The sequence below is a fragment of the Burkholderia sp. M6-3 genome (assembly GCF_050858985.1).
In the GTDB taxonomy this organism is placed as follows: domain Bacteria; phylum Pseudomonadota; class Gammaproteobacteria; order Burkholderiales; family Burkholderiaceae; genus Paraburkholderia; species Paraburkholderia caledonica.
On the sequence record NZ_CP110091.1, the window covers coordinates 1,250,286 to 1,267,527 of the forward strand.

The 17,242-nt window shown below is 59.2% G+C and carries 9 protein-coding genes, 2 tRNA genes and 3 rRNA genes; 8 read left to right on the top strand and 6 right to left on the bottom strand.

The window, feature by feature from the left end:
* The first annotated feature begins 64 nt into the window (after positions 1 to 64).
* Positions 65 to 703, top strand: coding sequence for a vWA domain-containing protein (locus OH764_RS22895; protein ID WP_498850920.1), 639 nt, complete (start codon positions 65 to 67; stop codon positions 701 to 703).
* Positions 704 to 738: 35 nt separating this feature from the next.
* On the opposite strand, the gene OH764_RS22900 is transcribed toward OH764_RS22895, so the two are convergent.
* On the bottom strand, positions 739 to 1,683 hold the full coding sequence (locus OH764_RS22900) for a flagellar brake protein (protein WP_498850921.1): 945 nt from the start codon (positions 1,681 to 1,683) through the stop codon (positions 739 to 741).
* A 496-nt stretch (positions 1,684 to 2,179) separates the two neighbouring features.
* Between OH764_RS22900 and OH764_RS22905 the strand changes: the two genes are divergently transcribed.
* The 5 genes from OH764_RS22905 (at position 2,180) to rrf (ending at position 7,516) form a co-directional block, all read left to right on the top strand.
* Positions 2,180 to 3,712 (top strand): 16S ribosomal RNA (locus OH764_RS22905).
* Between the two features lie 75 nt (positions 3,713 to 3,787).
* A tRNA-Ile gene (locus OH764_RS22910) sits at positions 3,788 to 3,864 on the top strand.
* A gap of 54 nt (positions 3,865 to 3,918) precedes the next feature.
* Positions 3,919 to 3,994: transfer RNA gene (locus tag OH764_RS22915), tRNA-Ala, on the top strand.
* A 302-nt stretch (positions 3,995 to 4,296) separates the two neighbouring features.
* Positions 4,297 to 7,175 (top strand): 23S ribosomal RNA (locus OH764_RS22920).
* A gap of 227 nt (positions 7,176 to 7,402) precedes the next feature.
* Positions 7,403 to 7,516, top strand: a 5S ribosomal RNA gene (gene rrf / locus OH764_RS22925).
* Together the 16S, 23S and 5S rRNA genes with 2 tRNA genes alongside form the textbook arrangement of a ribosomal RNA operon.
* 99 nt (positions 7,517 to 7,615) lie before the next feature.
* Here rrf and OH764_RS22930 read toward each other — a convergent pair.
* Genes OH764_RS22930 through OH764_RS22940 form a run of 3 tightly spaced genes read right to left on the bottom strand, consistent with a single transcriptional unit; the run spans position 7,616 to position 12,124 of the window.
* Complete coding sequence (locus OH764_RS22930) at positions 7,616 to 8,815, bottom strand: lipocalin-like domain-containing protein (RefSeq protein WP_498850922.1); 1,200 nt, start codon at positions 8,813 to 8,815, stop codon at positions 7,616 to 7,618.
* A complete protein-coding gene (locus tag OH764_RS22935; RefSeq protein ID WP_498850923.1) occupies positions 8,815 to 11,388 on the bottom strand; it encodes an ABC transporter permease family protein in 2,574 nt (857 codons plus the stop codon). Before OH764_RS22935 ends, OH764_RS22930 begins: the two co-directional genes overlap by 1 nt.
* On the bottom strand, positions 11,375 to 12,124 hold the full coding sequence (locus OH764_RS22940) for an ABC transporter ATP-binding protein (protein WP_498850924.1): 750 nt from the start codon (positions 12,122 to 12,124) through the stop codon (positions 11,375 to 11,377). The genes OH764_RS22935 and OH764_RS22940 overlap by 14 nt, the downstream gene beginning before the upstream one ends.
* A 647-nt stretch (positions 12,125 to 12,771) precedes the next feature.
* Between OH764_RS22940 and OH764_RS22945 the strand changes: the two genes are divergently transcribed.
* Together OH764_RS22945 and OH764_RS22950 are read left to right on the top strand one after the other, a co-directional pair.
* Positions 12,772 to 14,325 carry an NADH-quinone oxidoreductase subunit M gene (locus OH764_RS22945; protein ID WP_498850925.1) on the top strand — a complete coding sequence of 518 codons (1,554 nt, stop codon included), beginning with the start codon at positions 12,772 to 12,774 and terminating at the stop codon, positions 14,323 to 14,325.
* A 120-nt stretch (positions 14,326 to 14,445) separates the two neighbouring features.
* Entirely contained in the window at positions 14,446 to 14,838 is a 393-nt protein-coding gene (locus OH764_RS22950; RefSeq protein WP_087750799.1) for a carboxymuconolactone decarboxylase family protein, read from the top strand.
* Between the two features lie 6 nt (positions 14,839 to 14,844).
* On the opposite strand, the gene OH764_RS22955 is transcribed toward OH764_RS22950, so the two are convergent.
* Together OH764_RS22955 and OH764_RS22960 are read right to left on the bottom strand one after the other, a co-directional pair.
* Positions 14,845 to 15,534 (bottom strand): HAD family hydrolase, encoded by a 690-nt coding sequence (locus OH764_RS22955; protein WP_498851267.1) that lies wholly within the window; start codon positions 15,532 to 15,534, stop codon positions 14,845 to 14,847.
* Positions 15,535 to 15,628: 94 nt separating this feature from the next.
* Positions 15,629 to 17,080 (bottom strand): cytochrome-c peroxidase, encoded by a 1,452-nt coding sequence (locus OH764_RS22960; protein ID WP_498850926.1) that lies wholly within the window; start codon positions 17,078 to 17,080, stop codon positions 15,629 to 15,631.
* Positions 17,081 to 17,242 lie beyond the last annotated feature (162 nt).

The following is a 17,242-nucleotide window of genomic DNA, read 5'->3' on the forward strand; positions in this document are numbered from 1 at the left end:
TGACTCGCGCAGCGGTTTCCGATGGCGGCAACGGGCGCAGACGCACTCGCGTTCGTGCAGCAATGTGCGTGCAGATCCGCGTGGCGAGCCAACGCGGCGTATCGCATGGCCGCAGACGTTTGCTGCGAGTGGACAGCGACGAGCGAAAGAGCAGCGAGAAGAGCGCGGGCAACCCGCGCTGCGTGCCGAAGATCTGCGTTTCGTGCGCGAGACGCCGCCCGGCGGTGTGCTGCACTGTTTCGTGCTCGACTGCTCCGGCTCGATGCTGGCCGGCCAGCGCCTCGCACTCGCGAAAGGTCTGCTGATTGCGCTGTTCGATCGCGCGAGTGCAATGCGCGCCGAGGCTGCGCTGATCTGCTTCGGCGGCGCCGGCGCAGACCTGCGCTTTGGCCCCGCAGTGCCGCGCTGGTGGAACGAGCGTTGGCTTGAGCCCGTCGGCGGTGGCGGCGGGACGCCGTTCGCAGCGGGCATTCGACATGCAACGCAGTTGCTCGGGCGCAGTGCGCGCCGCAGCCCGGCGCAACAGCGCTGGCTTTGGGTTCTGACCGACGGCCGCACAACTGATCAAGCGACGCGCCCATTGGATGCAGACGAAGTCGTATTCGTCGACTTCGAGCGCGGCTCGATACGGCTCGGCCGCTGTGAGCGGATGGCGAGCGCCTGGGGCGCACGCCGTGTCACGCCGGAAGAACTGATTGGTTGATACGCAAGCGCGCTTCGCAGACTGCTCGCTGCGGGTTATTTCAAGCCGTGCGACCACTGCTGCACATCGTCCTGACGATCGAACACAAAGACCTTCAACGCTATCTGCTGAGCCGGTTCGAGTTGATCGAATTCGAGTCCATGAACCGAAGAAGTGTCGGCGCCAGTGCTTTTCTGCAGGTTTCGGATCACAGCCGTGGTCCGTAGCTCTGTGTCCATCTCCGCCGATCCGAGCCGGAAAGCCACGCGCAACCGGTCGCCGACGGCACCCAGGGTCCACGGCGCCATCAGCGACATGCCAAGCGCACTGAGGCTCTTCGCTACGCCGAGACCGTCGTAGGTGTCCCCGGTTTCGCCGACGCCGAAGCGCACCGCGAAATGCGTTTGAACGCGCATCGACTTGCGTTCGCGCAGACGCCGGATTGGGCCGGGGCGGGATAGCACCACGTAATCGAACGGAGAGCGGCAGACGGCTTCGACGGTGCATACGAATCTGAACACTGCCTGACTTGCAATCGCTACGATGTCGACGTTTTCACCCAGGCCGAGCGCAAGCATGCGGCCCTGCTGAAGCGGCGGAGTGATGAACAGCGAATGATTGGGCGCAAAACCGATGATGCGGCATGGATGCATTGGCGCGCCGCTGCCCATTTGCAGGCGTACGCCAACCAATGCACCGATTTCGACGTGCATGTCGGCGAGCGTCAGCGGTGTCTGCGCTTCGGCATGCGTATCCGCTACGGCCGCTGGCTGTGCTGGCGCGTCCGGCAGGTCGCCGCGGCGCGGCTCGAAGTGCTTGAAGAGAAAGGCTTTTTCGTCGGCAGTCGCGAGAACTGTGCCGCCTGCAAAAAGCAGCGAACCGTCTGCATCGACGATCGGCCACTCGAGCGGTGTGCCTACCGGTACGGCGTCGGCGCTGAGGACCGACGAAGGCGCTGCTGGCGCGGGATTCGGGACTTGCTGGTCGGCTGATTCGTCCATTGAGCAGCGATCGTTTGAGTGGCGGGATATCCAGTTTAACGGCGACCGGCGAGAGATCTTTAGTTGGTGCGGGACCGCAGGGTCGGTTCTTCCGTGTGTTCGTAATCGGACAGGCGGCCAAATTGTGTTGGATACCTAACTATTTTTAGATACCCGGAAAAAGTACTGCCAGTTCCGTTTTCAACTTTTTGAAAATAATTGCAGATGAGGGGTTGACGGGCTGCGGGCTGCATCGCATAATTCGCCTCCCGTTTGATGACGGACGCGAAGAAAGCAGAGCTTCTTCACGAATGATCTTTAAAAACTAACAGCCGATAAGTGTGGGCGCTTGATGCGCGACGCGAGCCGGGCCTTTCGGGGTCTGGCGCAAAGCGAAAGTATCAAGTCTCACACAGTAATGAAAGGAAGGTTTGGTCATCGAGAGATGGTTGAACACTTCGTCAGTACGTTGAGTGAGCGACCGGTTGGTAAAACAACCGAAAACAGTAACAGGTTTGAACTGAAGAGTTTGATCCTGGCTCAGATTGAACGCTGGCGGCATGCCTTACACATGCAAGTCGAACGGCAGCACGGGGGCAACCCTGGTGGCGAGTGGCGAACGGGTGAGTAATACATCGGAACGTGTCCTGTAGTGGGGGATAGCCCGGCGAAAGCCGGATTAATACCGCATACGCTCTGCGGAGGAAAGCGGGGGATCCTTCGGGACCTCGCGCTACAGGGGCGGCCGATGGCAGATTAGCTAGTTGGTGGGGTAAAGGCCTACCAAGGCGACGATCTGTAGCTGGTCTGAGAGGACGACCAGCCACACTGGGACTGAGACACGGCCCAGACTCCTACGGGAGGCAGCAGTGGGGAATTTTGGACAATGGGCGCAAGCCTGATCCAGCAATGCCGCGTGTGTGAAGAAGGCCTTCGGGTTGTAAAGCACTTTTGTCCGGAAAGAAAACCTCGTGGTTAATACCCGTGGGGGATGACGGTACCGGAAGAATAAGCACCGGCTAACTACGTGCCAGCAGCCGCGGTAATACGTAGGGTGCAAGCGTTAATCGGAATTACTGGGCGTAAAGCGTGCGCAGGCGGTTCGCTAAGACAGATGTGAAATCCCCGGGCTTAACCTGGGAACTGCATTTGTGACTGGCGGGCTAGAGTATGGCAGAGGGGGGTAGAATTCCACGTGTAGCAGTGAAATGCGTAGAGATGTGGAGGAATACCGATGGCGAAGGCAGCCCCCTGGGCCAATACTGACGCTCATGCACGAAAGCGTGGGGAGCAAACAGGATTAGATACCCTGGTAGTCCACGCCCTAAACGATGTCAACTAGTTGTCGGGTCTTCATTGACTTGGTAACGTAGCTAACGCGTGAAGTTGACCGCCTGGGGAGTACGGTCGCAAGATTAAAACTCAAAGGAATTGACGGGGACCCGCACAAGCGGTGGATGATGTGGATTAATTCGATGCAACGCGAAAAACCTTACCTACCCTTGACATGTATGGAACCCTGCTGAGAGGTGGGGGTGCCCGAAAGGGAGCCATAACACAGGTGCTGCATGGCTGTCGTCAGCTCGTGTCGTGAGATGTTGGGTTAAGTCCCGCAACGAGCGCAACCCTTGTCCCTAGTTGCTACGCAAGAGCACTCCAGGGAGACTGCCGGTGACAAACCGGAGGAAGGTGGGGATGACGTCAAGTCCTCATGGCCCTTATGGGTAGGGCTTCACACGTCATACAATGGTCGGAACAGAGGGTCGCCAACCCGCGAGGGGGAGCCAATCCCAGAAAACCGATCGTAGTCCGGATCGCACTCTGCAACTCGAGTGCGTGAAGCTGGAATCGCTAGTAATCGCGGATCAGCATGCCGCGGTGAATACGTTCCCGGGTCTTGTACACACCGCCCGTCACACCATGGGAGTGGGTTTCACCAGAAGTAGGTAGCCTAACCGCAAGGAGGGCGCTTACCACGGTGGGATTCATGACTGGGGTGAAGTCGTAACAAGGTAGCCGTATCGGAAGGTGCGGCTGGATCACCTCCTTTCTCGAGCTAGACGTGTCAAACGTTGAGCGCTCACGCTTATCGGCTGTAGTAGTAAAGAAACGCAGACAGACTCAGGGGTCTGTAGCTCAGTCGGTTAGAGCACCGTCTTGATAAGGCGGGGGTCGATGGTTCGAATCCATCCAGACCCACCACTGTCTTGTCTGGTGCGCTGGGCGTCTGAATACCTCTGGGGTCACTGTATGACTGGGGGATTAGCTCAGCTGGGAGAGCACCTGCTTTGCAAGCAGGGGGTCGTCGGTTCGATCCCGTCATCCTCCACCAATCCTCAATGCGTAGGGTTCTGTGTCAGGTACACAGAGCGTTGTGCATTGGCGATTGAGCCAGTCAGTAAGGATACGCGGTTACAGCAATCGCGCTATCGGCTGAACGTTCTTTAACAATCAGGAAGAAGTAGTAAAGAGATTCACGAAAGTGTACTTAGAGATGGGTACATGAGTAGGTGAATCAGGGTTGTGATTGTATCGATGTATTTTTAAGTGATCGAAAGATTGCTTTGGAATACGGCGCAACACGAATACTCAACCTGTAACGATTGTGAATCGACAGAGACACACCCGTTATAGGGTCAAGCGAACAAGTGCATGTGGTGGATGCCTTGGCGATCACAGGCGATGAAGGACGCGGTAGCCTGCGAAAAGCTACGGGGAGCTGGCAAACGAGCTTTGATCCGTAGATGTCCGAATGGGGAAACCCACTCCGTATGGAGTATCCATGACTGAATCCATAGGTCATGTGAAGCGAACGCGGTGAACTGAAACATCTAAGTAACCGCAGGAAAAGAAATCAACCGAGATTCCCAGAGTAGTGGCGAGCGAAATGGGAGCAGCCTGTACTCTTTATCTTCATTGTTAGTCGAAGGCTCTGGAAAGTGCCGCCATAGCAGGTGATAGCCCTGTAGACGAAAACAGCGAGGAAGAACTAGGTGTACGACAAGTAGGGCGGGACACGTGAAATCCTGTCTGAAGATGGGGGGACCATCCTCCAAGGCTAAATACTCGTGATCGACCGATAGTGAACCAGTACCGTGAGGGAAAGGCGAAAAGAACCCCGGGAGGGGAGTGAAACAGATCCTGAAACCGCATGCATACAAACAGTCGGAGCCTCGTAAGGGGTGACGGCGTACCTTTTGTATAATGGGTCAGCGACTTACATTCAGTGGCAAGCTTAACCGATTAGGGCAGGCGTAGCGAAAGCGAGTCCGAACAGGGCGTTCAGTCGCTGGGTGTAGACCCGAAACCAGGTGATCTATCCATGGCCAGGATGAAGGTGCGGTAACACGTACTGGAGGTCCGAACCCACTAACGTTGAAAAGTTAGGGGATGAGCTGTGGATAGGGGTGAAAGGCTAAACAAACCTGGAAATAGCTGGTTCTCTCCGAAAACTATTTAGGTAGTGCCTCGTGTATCACCTTCGGGGGTAGAGCACTGTCATGGTTGTGGGGTCCATTGCGGATTACTACGCCATAGCAAACTCCGAATACCGAAGAGTGCAATCACGGGAGACAGACATCGGGTGCTAACGTCCGGTGTCAAGAGGGAAACAACCCAGACCGCCAGCTAAGGTCCCCAAATATGGCTAAGTGGGAAACGAAGTGGGAAGGCTAAAACAGTCAGGAGGTTGGCTTAGAAGCAGCCATCCTTTAAAGAAAGCGTAATAGCTCACTGATCGAGTCGTCCTGCGCGGAAGATGTAACGGGGCTAAGCCATATACCGAAGCTGCGGATGCACATTTATGTGCATGGTAGGAGAGCGTTCCGTAAGCCTGCGAAGGTGCACTGGAAAGTGTGCTGGAGGTATCGGAAGTGCGAATGCTGACATGAGTAGCGATAAAGGGGGTGAAAGGCCCCCTCGCCGTAAGCCCAAGGTTTCCTACGCAACGTTCATCGGCGTAGGGTGAGTCGGCCCCTAAGGCGAGGCAGAAATGCGTAGCTGATGGGAAGCAGGTTAATATTCCTGCACCATTGTTGAATGCGATGGGGGGACGGATCGCGGAAGGTTGTCCGGGTGTTGGAAGTCCCGGTCCTTGCATTGGAGAAGGCGCTTTGGCAAATCCGGGCGCGTAATTCAAGGGTGTGAGGCCAGTCACTTCGGTGACGAAGCAATCGGAAGTGGTTCCAGGAAAAGCCTCTAAGCTTCAGTTCAACAAGACCGTACCGCAAACCGACACAGGTGGGCGAGATGAGTATTCTAAGGCGCTTGAGAGAACTCGGGAGAAGGAACTCGGCAAATTGGTACCGTAACTTCGGGATAAGGTACGCCCCTGTAGCTTGACTGGCCTGCGCCAGGAGGGTGAAGGGGTTGCAATAAACTGGTGGCTGCGACTGTTTAATAAAAACACAGCACTCTGCAAACACGAAAGTGGACGTATAGGGTGTGACGCCTGCCCGGTGCCGGAAGATTAAATGATGGGGTGCAAGCTCCTGATTGAAGTCCCGGTAAACGGCGGCCGTAACTATAACGGTCCTAAGGTAGCGAAATTCCTTGTCGGGTAAGTTCCGACCTGCACGAATGGCGTAACGATGGCCACACTGTCTCCTCCCGAGACTCAGCGAAGTTGAAGTGTTTGTGATGATGCAATCTCCCCGCGGCTAGACGGAAAGACCCCATGAACCTTTACTGTAGCTTTGCATTGGACTTTGAACCGGTCTGTGTAGGATAGGTGGGAGGCTGTGAAGCGTGGACGCCAGTCTGCGTGGAGCCATCCTTGAAATACCACCCTGATCTGTTTGAGGTTCTAACCTTGGTCCGTAATCCGGATCGGGGACAGTGCATGGTAGGCAGTTTGACTGGGGCGGTCTCCTCCCAAAGTGTAACGGAGGAGTACGAAGGTACGCTAGGTACGGTCGGAAATCGTGCTGATAGTGCAATGGCATAAGCGTGCTTAACTGCGAGACCGACAAGTCGAGCAGGTGCGAAAGCAGGTCATAGTGATCCGGTGGTTCTGTATGGAAGGGCCATCGCTCAACGGATAAAAGGTACTCTGGGGATAACAGGCTGATACCGCCCAAGAGTTCATATCGACGGCGGTGTTTGGCACCTCGATGTCGGCTCATCTCATCCTGGGGCTGTAGCCGGTCCCAAGGGTATGGCTGTTCGCCATTTAAAGAGGTACGTGAGCTGGGTTTAAAACGTCGTGAGACAGTTTGGTCCCTATCTGCCGTGGGCGCTGGATATTTGAAGGGGGCTGCTCCTAGTACGAGAGGACCGGAGTGGACGAACCTCTGGTGTACCGGTTGTCACGCCAGTGGCATCGCCGGGTAGCTATGTTCGGAAGAGATAACCGCTGAAAGCATCTAAGCGGGAAACTCGCCTTAAGATGAGATATCCCCGGGGCTTCGAGCCCCTTGAAGGGTCGTTCAAGACCAGGACGTTGATAGGTCAGGTGTGTAAGCGCAGTAATGTGCTCAGCTAACTGATACTAATTGCCCGTAAGGCTTGATCCTATAACAGGTGTGTCTCGACCAGCGTTGGCGCTTCAGCGCCTACACTGGTCCGATCCCCGAAGGGGATGCGCTTGAACTCGCAGTGAGTTCGCGCCAGACACCCAGGTTCAGAGATCAGTGTTGTGCCCGATACAGCACAACCCCGCATCGTCTGGTGAGCATCACCAGAAACTACTTCTTCCCGATTGGCTGTACCGCCCCACCGGCAGTACGGCAACCCGTCAAAGCCTGATGACCATAGCGAGTCGGTCCCACCCCTTCCCATCCCGAACAGGACCGTGAAACGACTCCACGCCGATGATAGTGCGGATTGCCCGTGTGAAAGTAGGTAATCGTCAGGCTCCCCAGCAGTATCAGAAACCCCACCCCAGCAAAGGTGGGGTTTCTGCGTTTACGCGGCGAAAAAACGCGACGATAAAACAGCGAGGCCACGTCACCCCTCACTGCCTGCCGATCCGCAGCGCGTTCGCATAACCCGTCAGCTCCAGATAAGCCCGCCCGAGATCCGCGCCGTCGCGGCTCACGCGCACCGCGCCTTCCCAGTACACCGCGCCCGTAGACTGCCGCGAGTCCAGTTCCTGGTCGTCCATCAGCGGATCGAGTTGCCATGTCAGCGCACCGGTTCGCACCGACATCGACACCGGGTATGACGCGTTCGTACGCGGCGAGCGCCATGTGCGACGAGCCGTAAAGTCGACTTCGCCCGGAGCGAACGTCGTGACTCGTCCGTCGCGGTCGCGGAATGCAGCATGGGCCCACGTCGCATGTCCGTCGCGGCTGCGCACCTTGAAGGCCATCAGCGCTGAACCGTCGGATAGATTCGCGCCCAGCCAGTCCCATCCAACCGCATTTGCGTCGAGCAAAGTGCTCGACCACTCATGATCGAGCCATGCAACGCCCGTCACGGCAGTGTCGCCTTGCGACGAATCGCTGTTGACGCCCGGTCGCCTCACGCTGCCCGACACGCGCAATTGCGGCTCGCTGTAGTAGTAACTCGCCTGTTCCGGCCGCGGGCCTTTGCGTGAGTAGCCATGTTCGCCCTGAATCAAAGGGGCCTGTGTCGGCGTTAGCTGGAGATGCAACGCGAACTCGCCGGCATCGGCAGTGACATCGTAGCGGCCATTGACGGCACGAACGATTTTCCACGCGTCGAGCTTGACGTCGGTATTCGCGGGCTTTGCGTAGGCAAGGCCAAATCCCTCGCGGCCAATCCGCTGGTCGTGCACGAGGTGACCGAGTGTCGGATCGCTCAATGCGGCGTGTGCGATGATCAATTGAGAAGGCGCGAAAGCACTCGGATCGGCGGCATCGTGTCCCGTTGCTGAACGAAAGAACGTGATCTGAAAACCGAGCGGCCGGTTATCGGGCGTAGTCAGCCAGCCGGTGGCGTACCACCACTCGGTGCGAAAATCGGCGTGAGCGCCGGTGTCCATCGGCAGCGCGATCTGATGGTCTTTCGTGACAACGGCGAATTCCGGCGTTGCGGCAAAGGCTATGTTGGCCGACAAGGCGAACGCGCCGACAACGAACAAGTGCGAGACCCGTGGGCGAGTCTGGCGGAAACGCGCGGCCGAAACCTCGATCCCCGCTTTCGCCGAATGCATGGATTGAAGCGCCAATAGCCGGCGCAAAGCTCGCATCACCAGTCCTCCTTGACCGCGCGCACTGCATCCACGGAAATGGCGCCACGTCCCGCAATCACCGCTGTCGAACACGACGACGCAAGCATCACGAGCGCAACTGTGGCCAGCATCGTCCACGGAACATGCAGCGACATGCTCCAGTGGAACGACTGCGGATTGACGACGAATACGAGAATCAGACTGATCGCGAAGCCGAGAACGAAGCCCATTGCGATGCCGCATGCGGTGAGCATGCCGCCTTCGAGGGCGAGGATCGCGAGAATTTGCGAGCGCGTCACGCCGACGTGCCGCAGCATGCCGAACTCGCGAGCGCGTGCGAGCGTCTGCGCCGAAAATGTTGCGGCCACGCCGAACAAGCCGATGACGATAGCGACCGCCTCCAGCAGATATGTGACTGCAAAGCTTCGGTCGAATATCACGAGCGTGCGCGCGCGAATGGCGCCAGGTTGCGAGATGTCCAACCTCGCGCCGAAAGGCAGTGCACGCAACCCGGCTATCGTGCGCTCGATGCTCGAACCTCGCTCGACGGTGACCGCGACATCGGTAGCGCTCGTGTCGGCGGTGAGGCGACGGTAGTCGGCAAGCCGTATCTGGATCGCGCCCGTCTGCCGCGCGTAATCGCGCCATACGCCGGCCACCACGAACACATTTGCGCGCTCGCCGACGGGCAAGCGGATACGCTGTCCGGGCTTATAACCATATAGATCGACCATTGCTTCGGACACCCAAACAGGTGTTTCAGCGCTTTGCAGATCGCGCGGCGTAAGCACAGGTCCCGTCATTTGCAGATTTGCACCCGGATCGGTTGCGTCGATCTCTCGTGCGAGTATCGCGACGTCCGGACGCGCCGGGTCGAGCGTGATATGTGAAGTGCGTGCGAACGCCGCCCTTGCAATGCCCGGCACCGCTGCAAGCCGCGTCTGTTCGGCAAGACTCAAGCCGCCTGTGTCGCCGTTTTCCGCGACGCGCACGTAAAGATCGGCCGACAGTAGATGAACCAGCCAGTCCTCGACGGACACGCGGAAGCTGGCCACCATGATCGCCATCGCCACGATCAGCGCGAAACTCGACAACACGCCGCCCATTGCAATCGACGCATGGCCCGGCGCATTCGCGAGACGCGCGAGCGCAAGCGTACTGGCCGCGCCGGCCCGTGAGCGGGATGCGAACCCCCGGCTCGCTACGCCGAATATGAAGGCGGTGACCCGCGGCATCAATGCAATTCCGCCGATCAGCAGTAGCGCGACGGCCACATAACCGCCAATCGGCGCGTCGAACCATGGCGGCGCTTGCGTGAGAAGCGCGGCGATAACCAGGCACAAGAGGGCGGGCCACGGCGTGGCGAGCCGCGCGAGCGCCCCTTCTTCGGCACCGGCCTTGAGTGCGGAGGCGGGCCGTGCGCGCGCCGCTTCCAATGCCGGCGCGAGGCTGCCGAGAACTGCCACGGCGATGCCGAGCGTCAGGAAAATCGCACTTGCGACTGGTTCGAAGCCGACCTGCGGCTGCACGCCGGGAAAGTAGCCGCCGCCGAGATCGCTGCCGAAAAAACGCAACGCGCCGGCAGCGAGCGCATAACCGAGCGCGAGGCCGCATAGCGAACCAAGCAAGCCGAGTAGCGCGCCTTCCAGCAGGATCTGACGCAACAGTTGGCCGCGCGTCAGTCCGAGCACGCGCAGCATCGCAAACTGCGCGCGACGACGCACCACGCTGAGTGCCTGCGTCGAGAACACGAGGAACGCCCCGGTAAAAAGCGCAACCAGCGCGAGCACGTTCATGTTGATTCGATAGGCGCGCGACAGCCGGTCCGTGCGGCTCTCGACGTCACGCGCTTCGGCGACGACCCATTGGCTGCCCAACTCATTTTGCAGATCGCGTTTGAAGCGCTCGCGGTCGACACCGCGCTCGAGCTGCACGTCGACGCGCGAAAGCTTGCCGACCTTGCCGAATTTCCATTGAACCGCGGCAATATCCATGATCGCGAGCCGTTGACCCGGCCTTGTTCTCACAATGCCACCGGCCACGCGCAAGTGCACGATCGACGTGCCGCTCTGGAGCGCTACCTGATCCCCCGTCTTTACGTGCAACCATTCTTGCGCGGCGGTCGAGAGAAACACGGCGTCGGACGCGAGCGTGTCGAAAGGCTGTCCGGTCGACGGCACGCCCATCAGGTCCGGCGCAATGCGGCTTGCCTTGAACACGTCGATGCCGAGAACAGGTAAAGCCGTGTTCTGTCCCGGCACCGTGACGTCTAGCGCAAGAACGGGACTTGCAAGCGCGACACCTTTTTGCGTGGCGAGGCGCGGATAGATCGACTCGTCGAGTAGCGGTTGAGCGCCGCGAACCTGCAGATCTGCCTGGCCGGAGAGGCTGCGCGCCGCAGCGGAGAACTCGTTGAAGGCCGCGCTGTTGATCAGTTGCACAGCGTAACCGAGCGCCACACCCAACGCGATGGTTGCAATCGCAACGAGCGCGCGTGCCCGATGACTGCGCCATTCGGCGGCGAGCAGCCAGCGTGCAAGAATGCGATGTCCGCGTCCGAGTGCGGAGCGCTGCGAATCAGCGGGCGTCATCGGTTGAACGGGCAGTGGTTCGCGCGCCGTGTTGCACCTGTGAAGATGCCGGCACTTCCGACGCGGCGTGCAAGCCGCCATCGCTGAGAATCATGATGCGGTCGGCGACGGCGGCAGCGGCCTCCGAGTGCGTCACCATCATCGTGGCCGCGCCGGTCGCCTTGCTTTGCGCACGAAACAACGCGAGCACGCCGTGGGCGGTATCGGGATCGAGGTTGCCGGTCGGTTCGTCGGCGAGGATCAGAGTAGGGCGATGGACCAGGGCGCGTGCGATCGCAACGCGTTGCATTTCGCCGCCCGACAGTTGCCGCGGAAAGTCGTCACCGCGGCCTTCGAGTCCAACTGCCGCAAGCATGTCGAGCGCCGCGGAAGAGGGCAACTCGTTTAGCAGCAGTGGCAGCGCGACGTTCTGCGCAAGCGTCAAATGTGGCAGCACGTGAAACGCCTGAAACACGAAACCGAGTTTTTGCCTGCGCAGACGCGTCGCGGCATTGTCGTCGAGACGCGACACGGCATGGCCGCCGATCATCACATCGCCGCTGTCCGCCTGGTCCAGACCGGCGATCAGATTGAGCAGCGTCGATTTCCCGACGCCTGAGTCGCCCATAATCGCGACAAATTCTCCGGGCGCGAGCGAGAAGTCGAGATTTGCGAGCACGACGCGGCCCGCGCCGTAAGTCTTGCTGAGCCCGCGGCACTCGAGCGCGGGAACGACACCTTCGTGAGAAAACACCATGCAAGGTCCGGAAAATGAGGTCGACGCGGCTGCATCCGCTCGCTGAATGAGCGGCCTTCGATGTGTTGACCGCCGAAGTATATTCGGCTTCTGTAAGGTGCGTCGGCGCATCCGCTCGTCGTGTGAAGCCTGCGTCCGGTGACGGCTTTTCCCGACACCGCACCGCGTCCCGTGCCTGCACCTGCATAAAAAATATTTCTGTCCAAGACAGCGCGGGCCGCAGATCGGTGCGCGAAAAGACCCATACGCGGCGCTGTCGAACGCATTGTGTGTGCCTCGCGACGATATGGCCATCGAGCACGTCATGAACTGCCCGCAAATGGGCCTCAAAATGCGTGCTTCTGCGGGGAATTCGCTTGGCGGGAAAGGATCTTCGCGCTGTTTGTGCAAGTGCACATTTTTGCAGCTTGTGCAAGTGAAGCTGCCGCAATAAGTCATTGTCTAGGGCATCAGCGCAATGTTGCGCTGCAAAACTATTCTTATCTTGGTAATCTCCCACCTCGTCGTTCGACTGCGGGTAAACGTGTAGTCGAGCGAAGTCTGCACACGTCGCCCTGCTGGCCCCGAACCCTACATATTCGCTTCAATGCTTTCGAAATCGAAAGCGTTGGTACGACGTTTTGTACTTCAAGTTTTCGACAGCGCACATGCCATTGCCTCTCCTTAGTCTGCTTATCTGGATCCCTATCGTTGCCGGCCTCGTCGTTTTGCGAGCTGGGTCGGACACGGCTCGCGACCGTACGCGGTGGCTCGCATTGATCGGCGCGTTTGCGGGCTTTGTGCCCGTGATTCCGCTGGTCGCAAATTTCCGCAACGAAGCGACGTCGATGCAATTCGTCGAAAACGTCAGATGGTCGCCGACTTTCGATATCGCGTGGCACATCGGAGTAGACGGCATTTCGCTGTGGCTCGTCGCACTGACCGCGCTGACGACGATCATCATCGTGGTCGCTTCGTGGGAATCGATCACCGAGCGCACTGCGCAGTACTTCGGTGCATTCCTGATGTTGTCCGGTTTCATGCAGGGCGTGTTTACGTCGCTCGACGGCATGATGTTCTTCGTCTCCTTCGAAGCAACGTTGATTCCGCTTTATTTGCTGATCGGCACATGGGGGCACTCCAATCGCTCGTATGCCGCAGTGAAGTTCTTCTTCGTGTCGTTCCTTGGCTCGCTGATGATGCTGATGTCGATGCTGTATCTGTACAGCCAGACGCATAGCTTCGACCTCGCGCTGTGGCGGGAAACGCGCCTTGGCACGATGCCTCAAGTACTGATCTTTCTCGGCTTCCTCGCGGCATTCGGCGTGAAGGTGCCCATGTGGCCGCTTCATACATGGTTGCCCGACGTGCACCTCGACGGTCCCACTGGCGCTGCCGTGATGATCGGCATGCTCAAGCTCGGCGGCTACGGCTTGTTGCGTTTCGCATTGCCGATTGCACCGCAGGCAAGCCACTTTTTCGCGCCGATGATAATCACGCTGTCGCTGGTCGCAGTGATCTATTCGAGTCTTCTCGCGCTCGTGCAGACCGACATGCGCCGCCTGCTTGCGTATTCGACGGTGGCTCACATGGGCCTCGTCACGCTCGGTCTGTTCGTCTTCAACCGTATCGGTCAGGCCGGCGCGATCGTGCAGATGCTTTCGTACGGCGTGGTGTCCGGCGCCATGCTGTTGTGCACGGGCATGCTCTACGATCGCACCAAAACGGCCGCGATCGCCGAGTACGGCGGCGTTGCCAACACCATGCCGCGTTTCGCCGCGTTCGTGATGTTGTTTTCGATGGCGAATGTCGGCCTTCCGGGCACGTCGGGTTTCGTCGGGGAATTCATGGTGCTGATGGGCGCGATTCGCTTCAACTTCTGGATCGGCGCAATGGCGGCGTCTACGCTGATTCTGAGCGCGGCCTACACGTTGTGGATGTATAAGCGCGTGATTTTTGGCGCGATTGCGAATGCGCGTGTGGGCAACCTCAAAGATGTCGGCAAGCGCGAATTCGTGTTGCTCGGCGCGATGGCGCTGCTGGTGCTCGCAATCGGACTGGATCCGAAGCCTTTCACCGATGCCATCGACCCGTCGGTCGGTACGTTGCTGGCGCAATCGGAGCGCTCCACGCGTCCGGAGCCGACGCCTCGCGATGGCGGCGAACACCTGCAAGCAGCCGCCCCCGCAGCGGTCGTTGCGGCGACGCGTACGCCAGGGTGACAGGGCAGTGTGAATGCCGGAATAGTCGATTCCAGTTCGGCAAAATGCGCGCACAATAGATGTCGCATATGCCGAACTGAGCCCGAATCGCACTTTCATGCAGTCACAACAGGAGAGCCCATGAGTCAGCAGAAAGCCGTGGAGTATTCCGCAGCATCGCCCGAAGTCAAAGCCGTATACGACGATATCAAGGAGACGCGTCAGGTCGACGACGTCAACAACTTCTGGAAGTACATCGCGCAGCATCCGCCGACGCTCGCGCGCACGTGGGACAGTCTGAAAGACGTGATGAAGCCCGGCGCGCTCGATCCGTTAATGAAAGAACTGCTCTACGTGGCCGTGAGCGTAACGAACAACTGCGGTTATTGCGTTGCGAGTCACACGGCCGCCGCTCGCCGTGCGGGTATGACCGACGAGATGTTTGGCGAACTGCTCGCAGTAGTTGGCATGGCTAACGAAACGAACCGCCTCGCGGTGGGATACCGCGTGCCGATCGACGCAGCGTTCGAGTAGGCCGATTCACGCCTTGCCGCGCCACGCGGCAAGCAAACCCGGCAAGTCGTTCATGTCGCGAAACACCCGAGCCACGCCGACTGCCTGCAATGCGGCAGCGCTGCTATGCCCGTACTCGTTCGGGCAGTAACCGAATACCGTCGCGCCGGCTGCAACGCCGGCAGTCGCGCCCGTCACCGTGTCTTCGACAATAGCGCAGTGTGCCGGGTCCACATCCAACGCCGCCGCCGCGGCGAGATACACATCGGGGAACGGCTTGCTGCGCGGCGTTTCGTGACCGCTGAAAATGCGCCCCTCGAAGCACGCCAGGATACCCGCCTTGGCCAATTGCAATTCGACTTTGATCCGATCCGCACCGGACGCAACGGCAATCCGTCCCTTCAATGATGTGTGAAGCGAACGTACCGCTGTCGCGGCGCCCGGTATCGCCGTCAGTTCCTGTTCGAGCGCTGCGTTGCGGCGCGCGCGAAATTGCGTCAGCCAGTCGGTCGTGATCGCAACACCAGTGCGCGCTTCGATCAGCGGCGCTTCGTCCTTTACCGCCTTGCCGACAAAAATACGCATCGTCTCTTCAATGCTCAGGTGCCAGCCCAACTCACCGAGCATCTCGGTGAGTACGCGGTTAGTGATTGGCTCTGAGTCGACAAGCACGCCGTCGCAGTCGAAAAGTACGGCGTGAAACGGGAAATCGGCCATCGGGAAGAGTGGAAAGAGATCGCGGAACGGGAGAGCATACAACAACGCCCCGCGTGGCGCTGCGCGCTTGCGTGGCCGCGCGCAGCCCGAAGAGTCACGATCCCTTAGCGTCAAACCCGTCACTCAAGGTCTTCATGAACGCAATAATGTCCTGTATATCCTGATCCGTCATTGCAGGCTGATCTCCAGGTTTGCGATCGAACGGTGCGTCGGACACATCGACATTCGCGTGAAACTGCGGCGGCAGATCGTTGTACTTTTGCACCTTGCCCGATGCATCGCGCGGATAGATCTTTTCCGGCGACGTATTACGCAGATTGTAGAAGTCCATCACCTGTTTCAGGTCGTGATACACGCCGTTGTGAAAGAACACCTTGCGGTTCGCGACATTGCGTAGCGTGGGTGTGAGGAACATGCCGCAATACTGCGTCTGCTTCGCGAGATCTCCACGAAACGGCCCACATACCCCCATATCGAAGAACTTCGGATTCTTGTTCGCAGGAATGGCCGGATTGCGCGGCACTCCCAGCGCTTCGTATTGCGTGTCGGTAAACACCGGCGGCAGGCCGTCCTTGCTCGGCTGACTCAGGTGGCAGCCCGCGCAATTCGCTTTGTCCTTGTCGTTGAACAATTGCAGGCCGTGCAGTTCGGCATGCGTGAGGCGAGCTTTGCCTTCCAGCCAGTAATCATACTTACTCGTGAACGCGTGGAATGACGGATCTTCAATCTGATACCGCCCCACCGCGAACATGGCCTCCGAAATCAGCAGGCTCGGATTGCCGACAATGGCCGGCCCGAACATCTGCTTGAACTGGTCGATGTACTTCGTCTGCAGCAACTTGTGCGCGACGTCTTCCGGCGTTTTGTTGGCCATTTCGACGGGATTCGTCAGCGGGCCGATTGCCTGGTCCTGCAAAGTATCGGCGCGGCCGTCCCAGAAGAGCCCGCCCTGCGGCACCATCGCCGGAGCGGCAGGCGTGGCGAGAGCGGTCTTTTGCGCGCGCGCGACGCCACTTGCCTGCGAAGCGAGTTGCGTCAGATCCACCGGCACATCCGTGTCGCCCTGGTCGGGACCAATGCTGAACGGAGCCTGACGATATAGATACGTGAGCGATGGCGGCGGACGAAAACCCGCGTCGGTCATATGCGCGCCGCCGAGCTGAACAGGAAACGCGTTATCCGGCGCGTACGAATTCTTCGGAGAGTGACACGACGCGCAAGACTGCGTGCCGGAAGCCGACAGCGACTGGTCGAAAAAAATCTCCTTGCCGAGCAGCGCCACCGCGCTCAGTGGCGCGCTTGCCGGACGCAAAAGTTGCACCGGTCGAGGGTTCGCGCCTGTGAGGTCTTCAACGATCGCGCCGACTGCGGCCGGCATCCGCTCTGGATAAACAAGCGCATATGCGCTGAGCGCGACGGCCGCAATAGCGATGCAGGCGGCACTTCGCGCAAGCAGCCGGAGCGCTGAGCGGCGCGTGAGAACGGGACCGGGTTCGCCGCTCGCGGGAAGAGTCGGCGGCAGGGCGGCGTCGGGAGCTTGGTTCATGGCGGTCGTGACAATAGTTCTTCTGATGCGATCAAAAGGGCAAATCGAGCCAGCACGTATGCACTGGCTCGACGCCGACTACGCTTTGCTGCAAGCCGTGCTCTGCGTCATGGCACCGCGTTCGTCAGCGATGCGCGCGAGATACTCGCGCATCGCATGAAC

Bases quoted from the DNA above. Each gene is read 5' to 3' on its own strand.
- OH764_RS22930 (WP_498850922.1), bottom strand. From the start codon at position 8,815: ATGCGAGCTTTGCGCCGGCTATTGGCGCTTCAATCCATGCATTCGGCG.
- OH764_RS22900 (WP_498850921.1), bottom strand. From the start codon at position 1,683: ATGGACGAATCAGCCGACCAGCAAGTCCCGAATCCCGCGCCAGCAGCG.
- OH764_RS22960 (WP_498850926.1), bottom strand. From the start codon at position 17,080: ATGAACCAAGCTCCCGACGCCGCCCTGCCGCCGACTCTTCCCGCGAGC.
- OH764_RS22945 (WP_498850925.1), top strand. From the start codon at position 12,772: ATGCCATTGCCTCTCCTTAGTCTGCTTATCTGGATCCCTATCGTTGCC.
- OH764_RS22950 (WP_087750799.1), top strand. From the start codon at position 14,446: ATGAGTCAGCAGAAAGCCGTGGAGTATTCCGCAGCATCGCCCGAAGTC.
- OH764_RS22955 (WP_498851267.1), bottom strand. From the start codon at position 15,534: ATGGCCGATTTCCCGTTTCACGCCGTACTTTTCGACTGCGACGGCGTG.
- OH764_RS22940 (WP_498850924.1), bottom strand. From the start codon at position 12,124: ATGGTGTTTTCTCACGAAGGTGTCGTTCCCGCGCTCGAGTGCCGCGGG.
- OH764_RS22935 (WP_498850923.1), bottom strand. From the start codon at position 11,388: ATGACGCCCGCTGATTCGCAGCGCTCCGCACTCGGACGCGGACATCGC.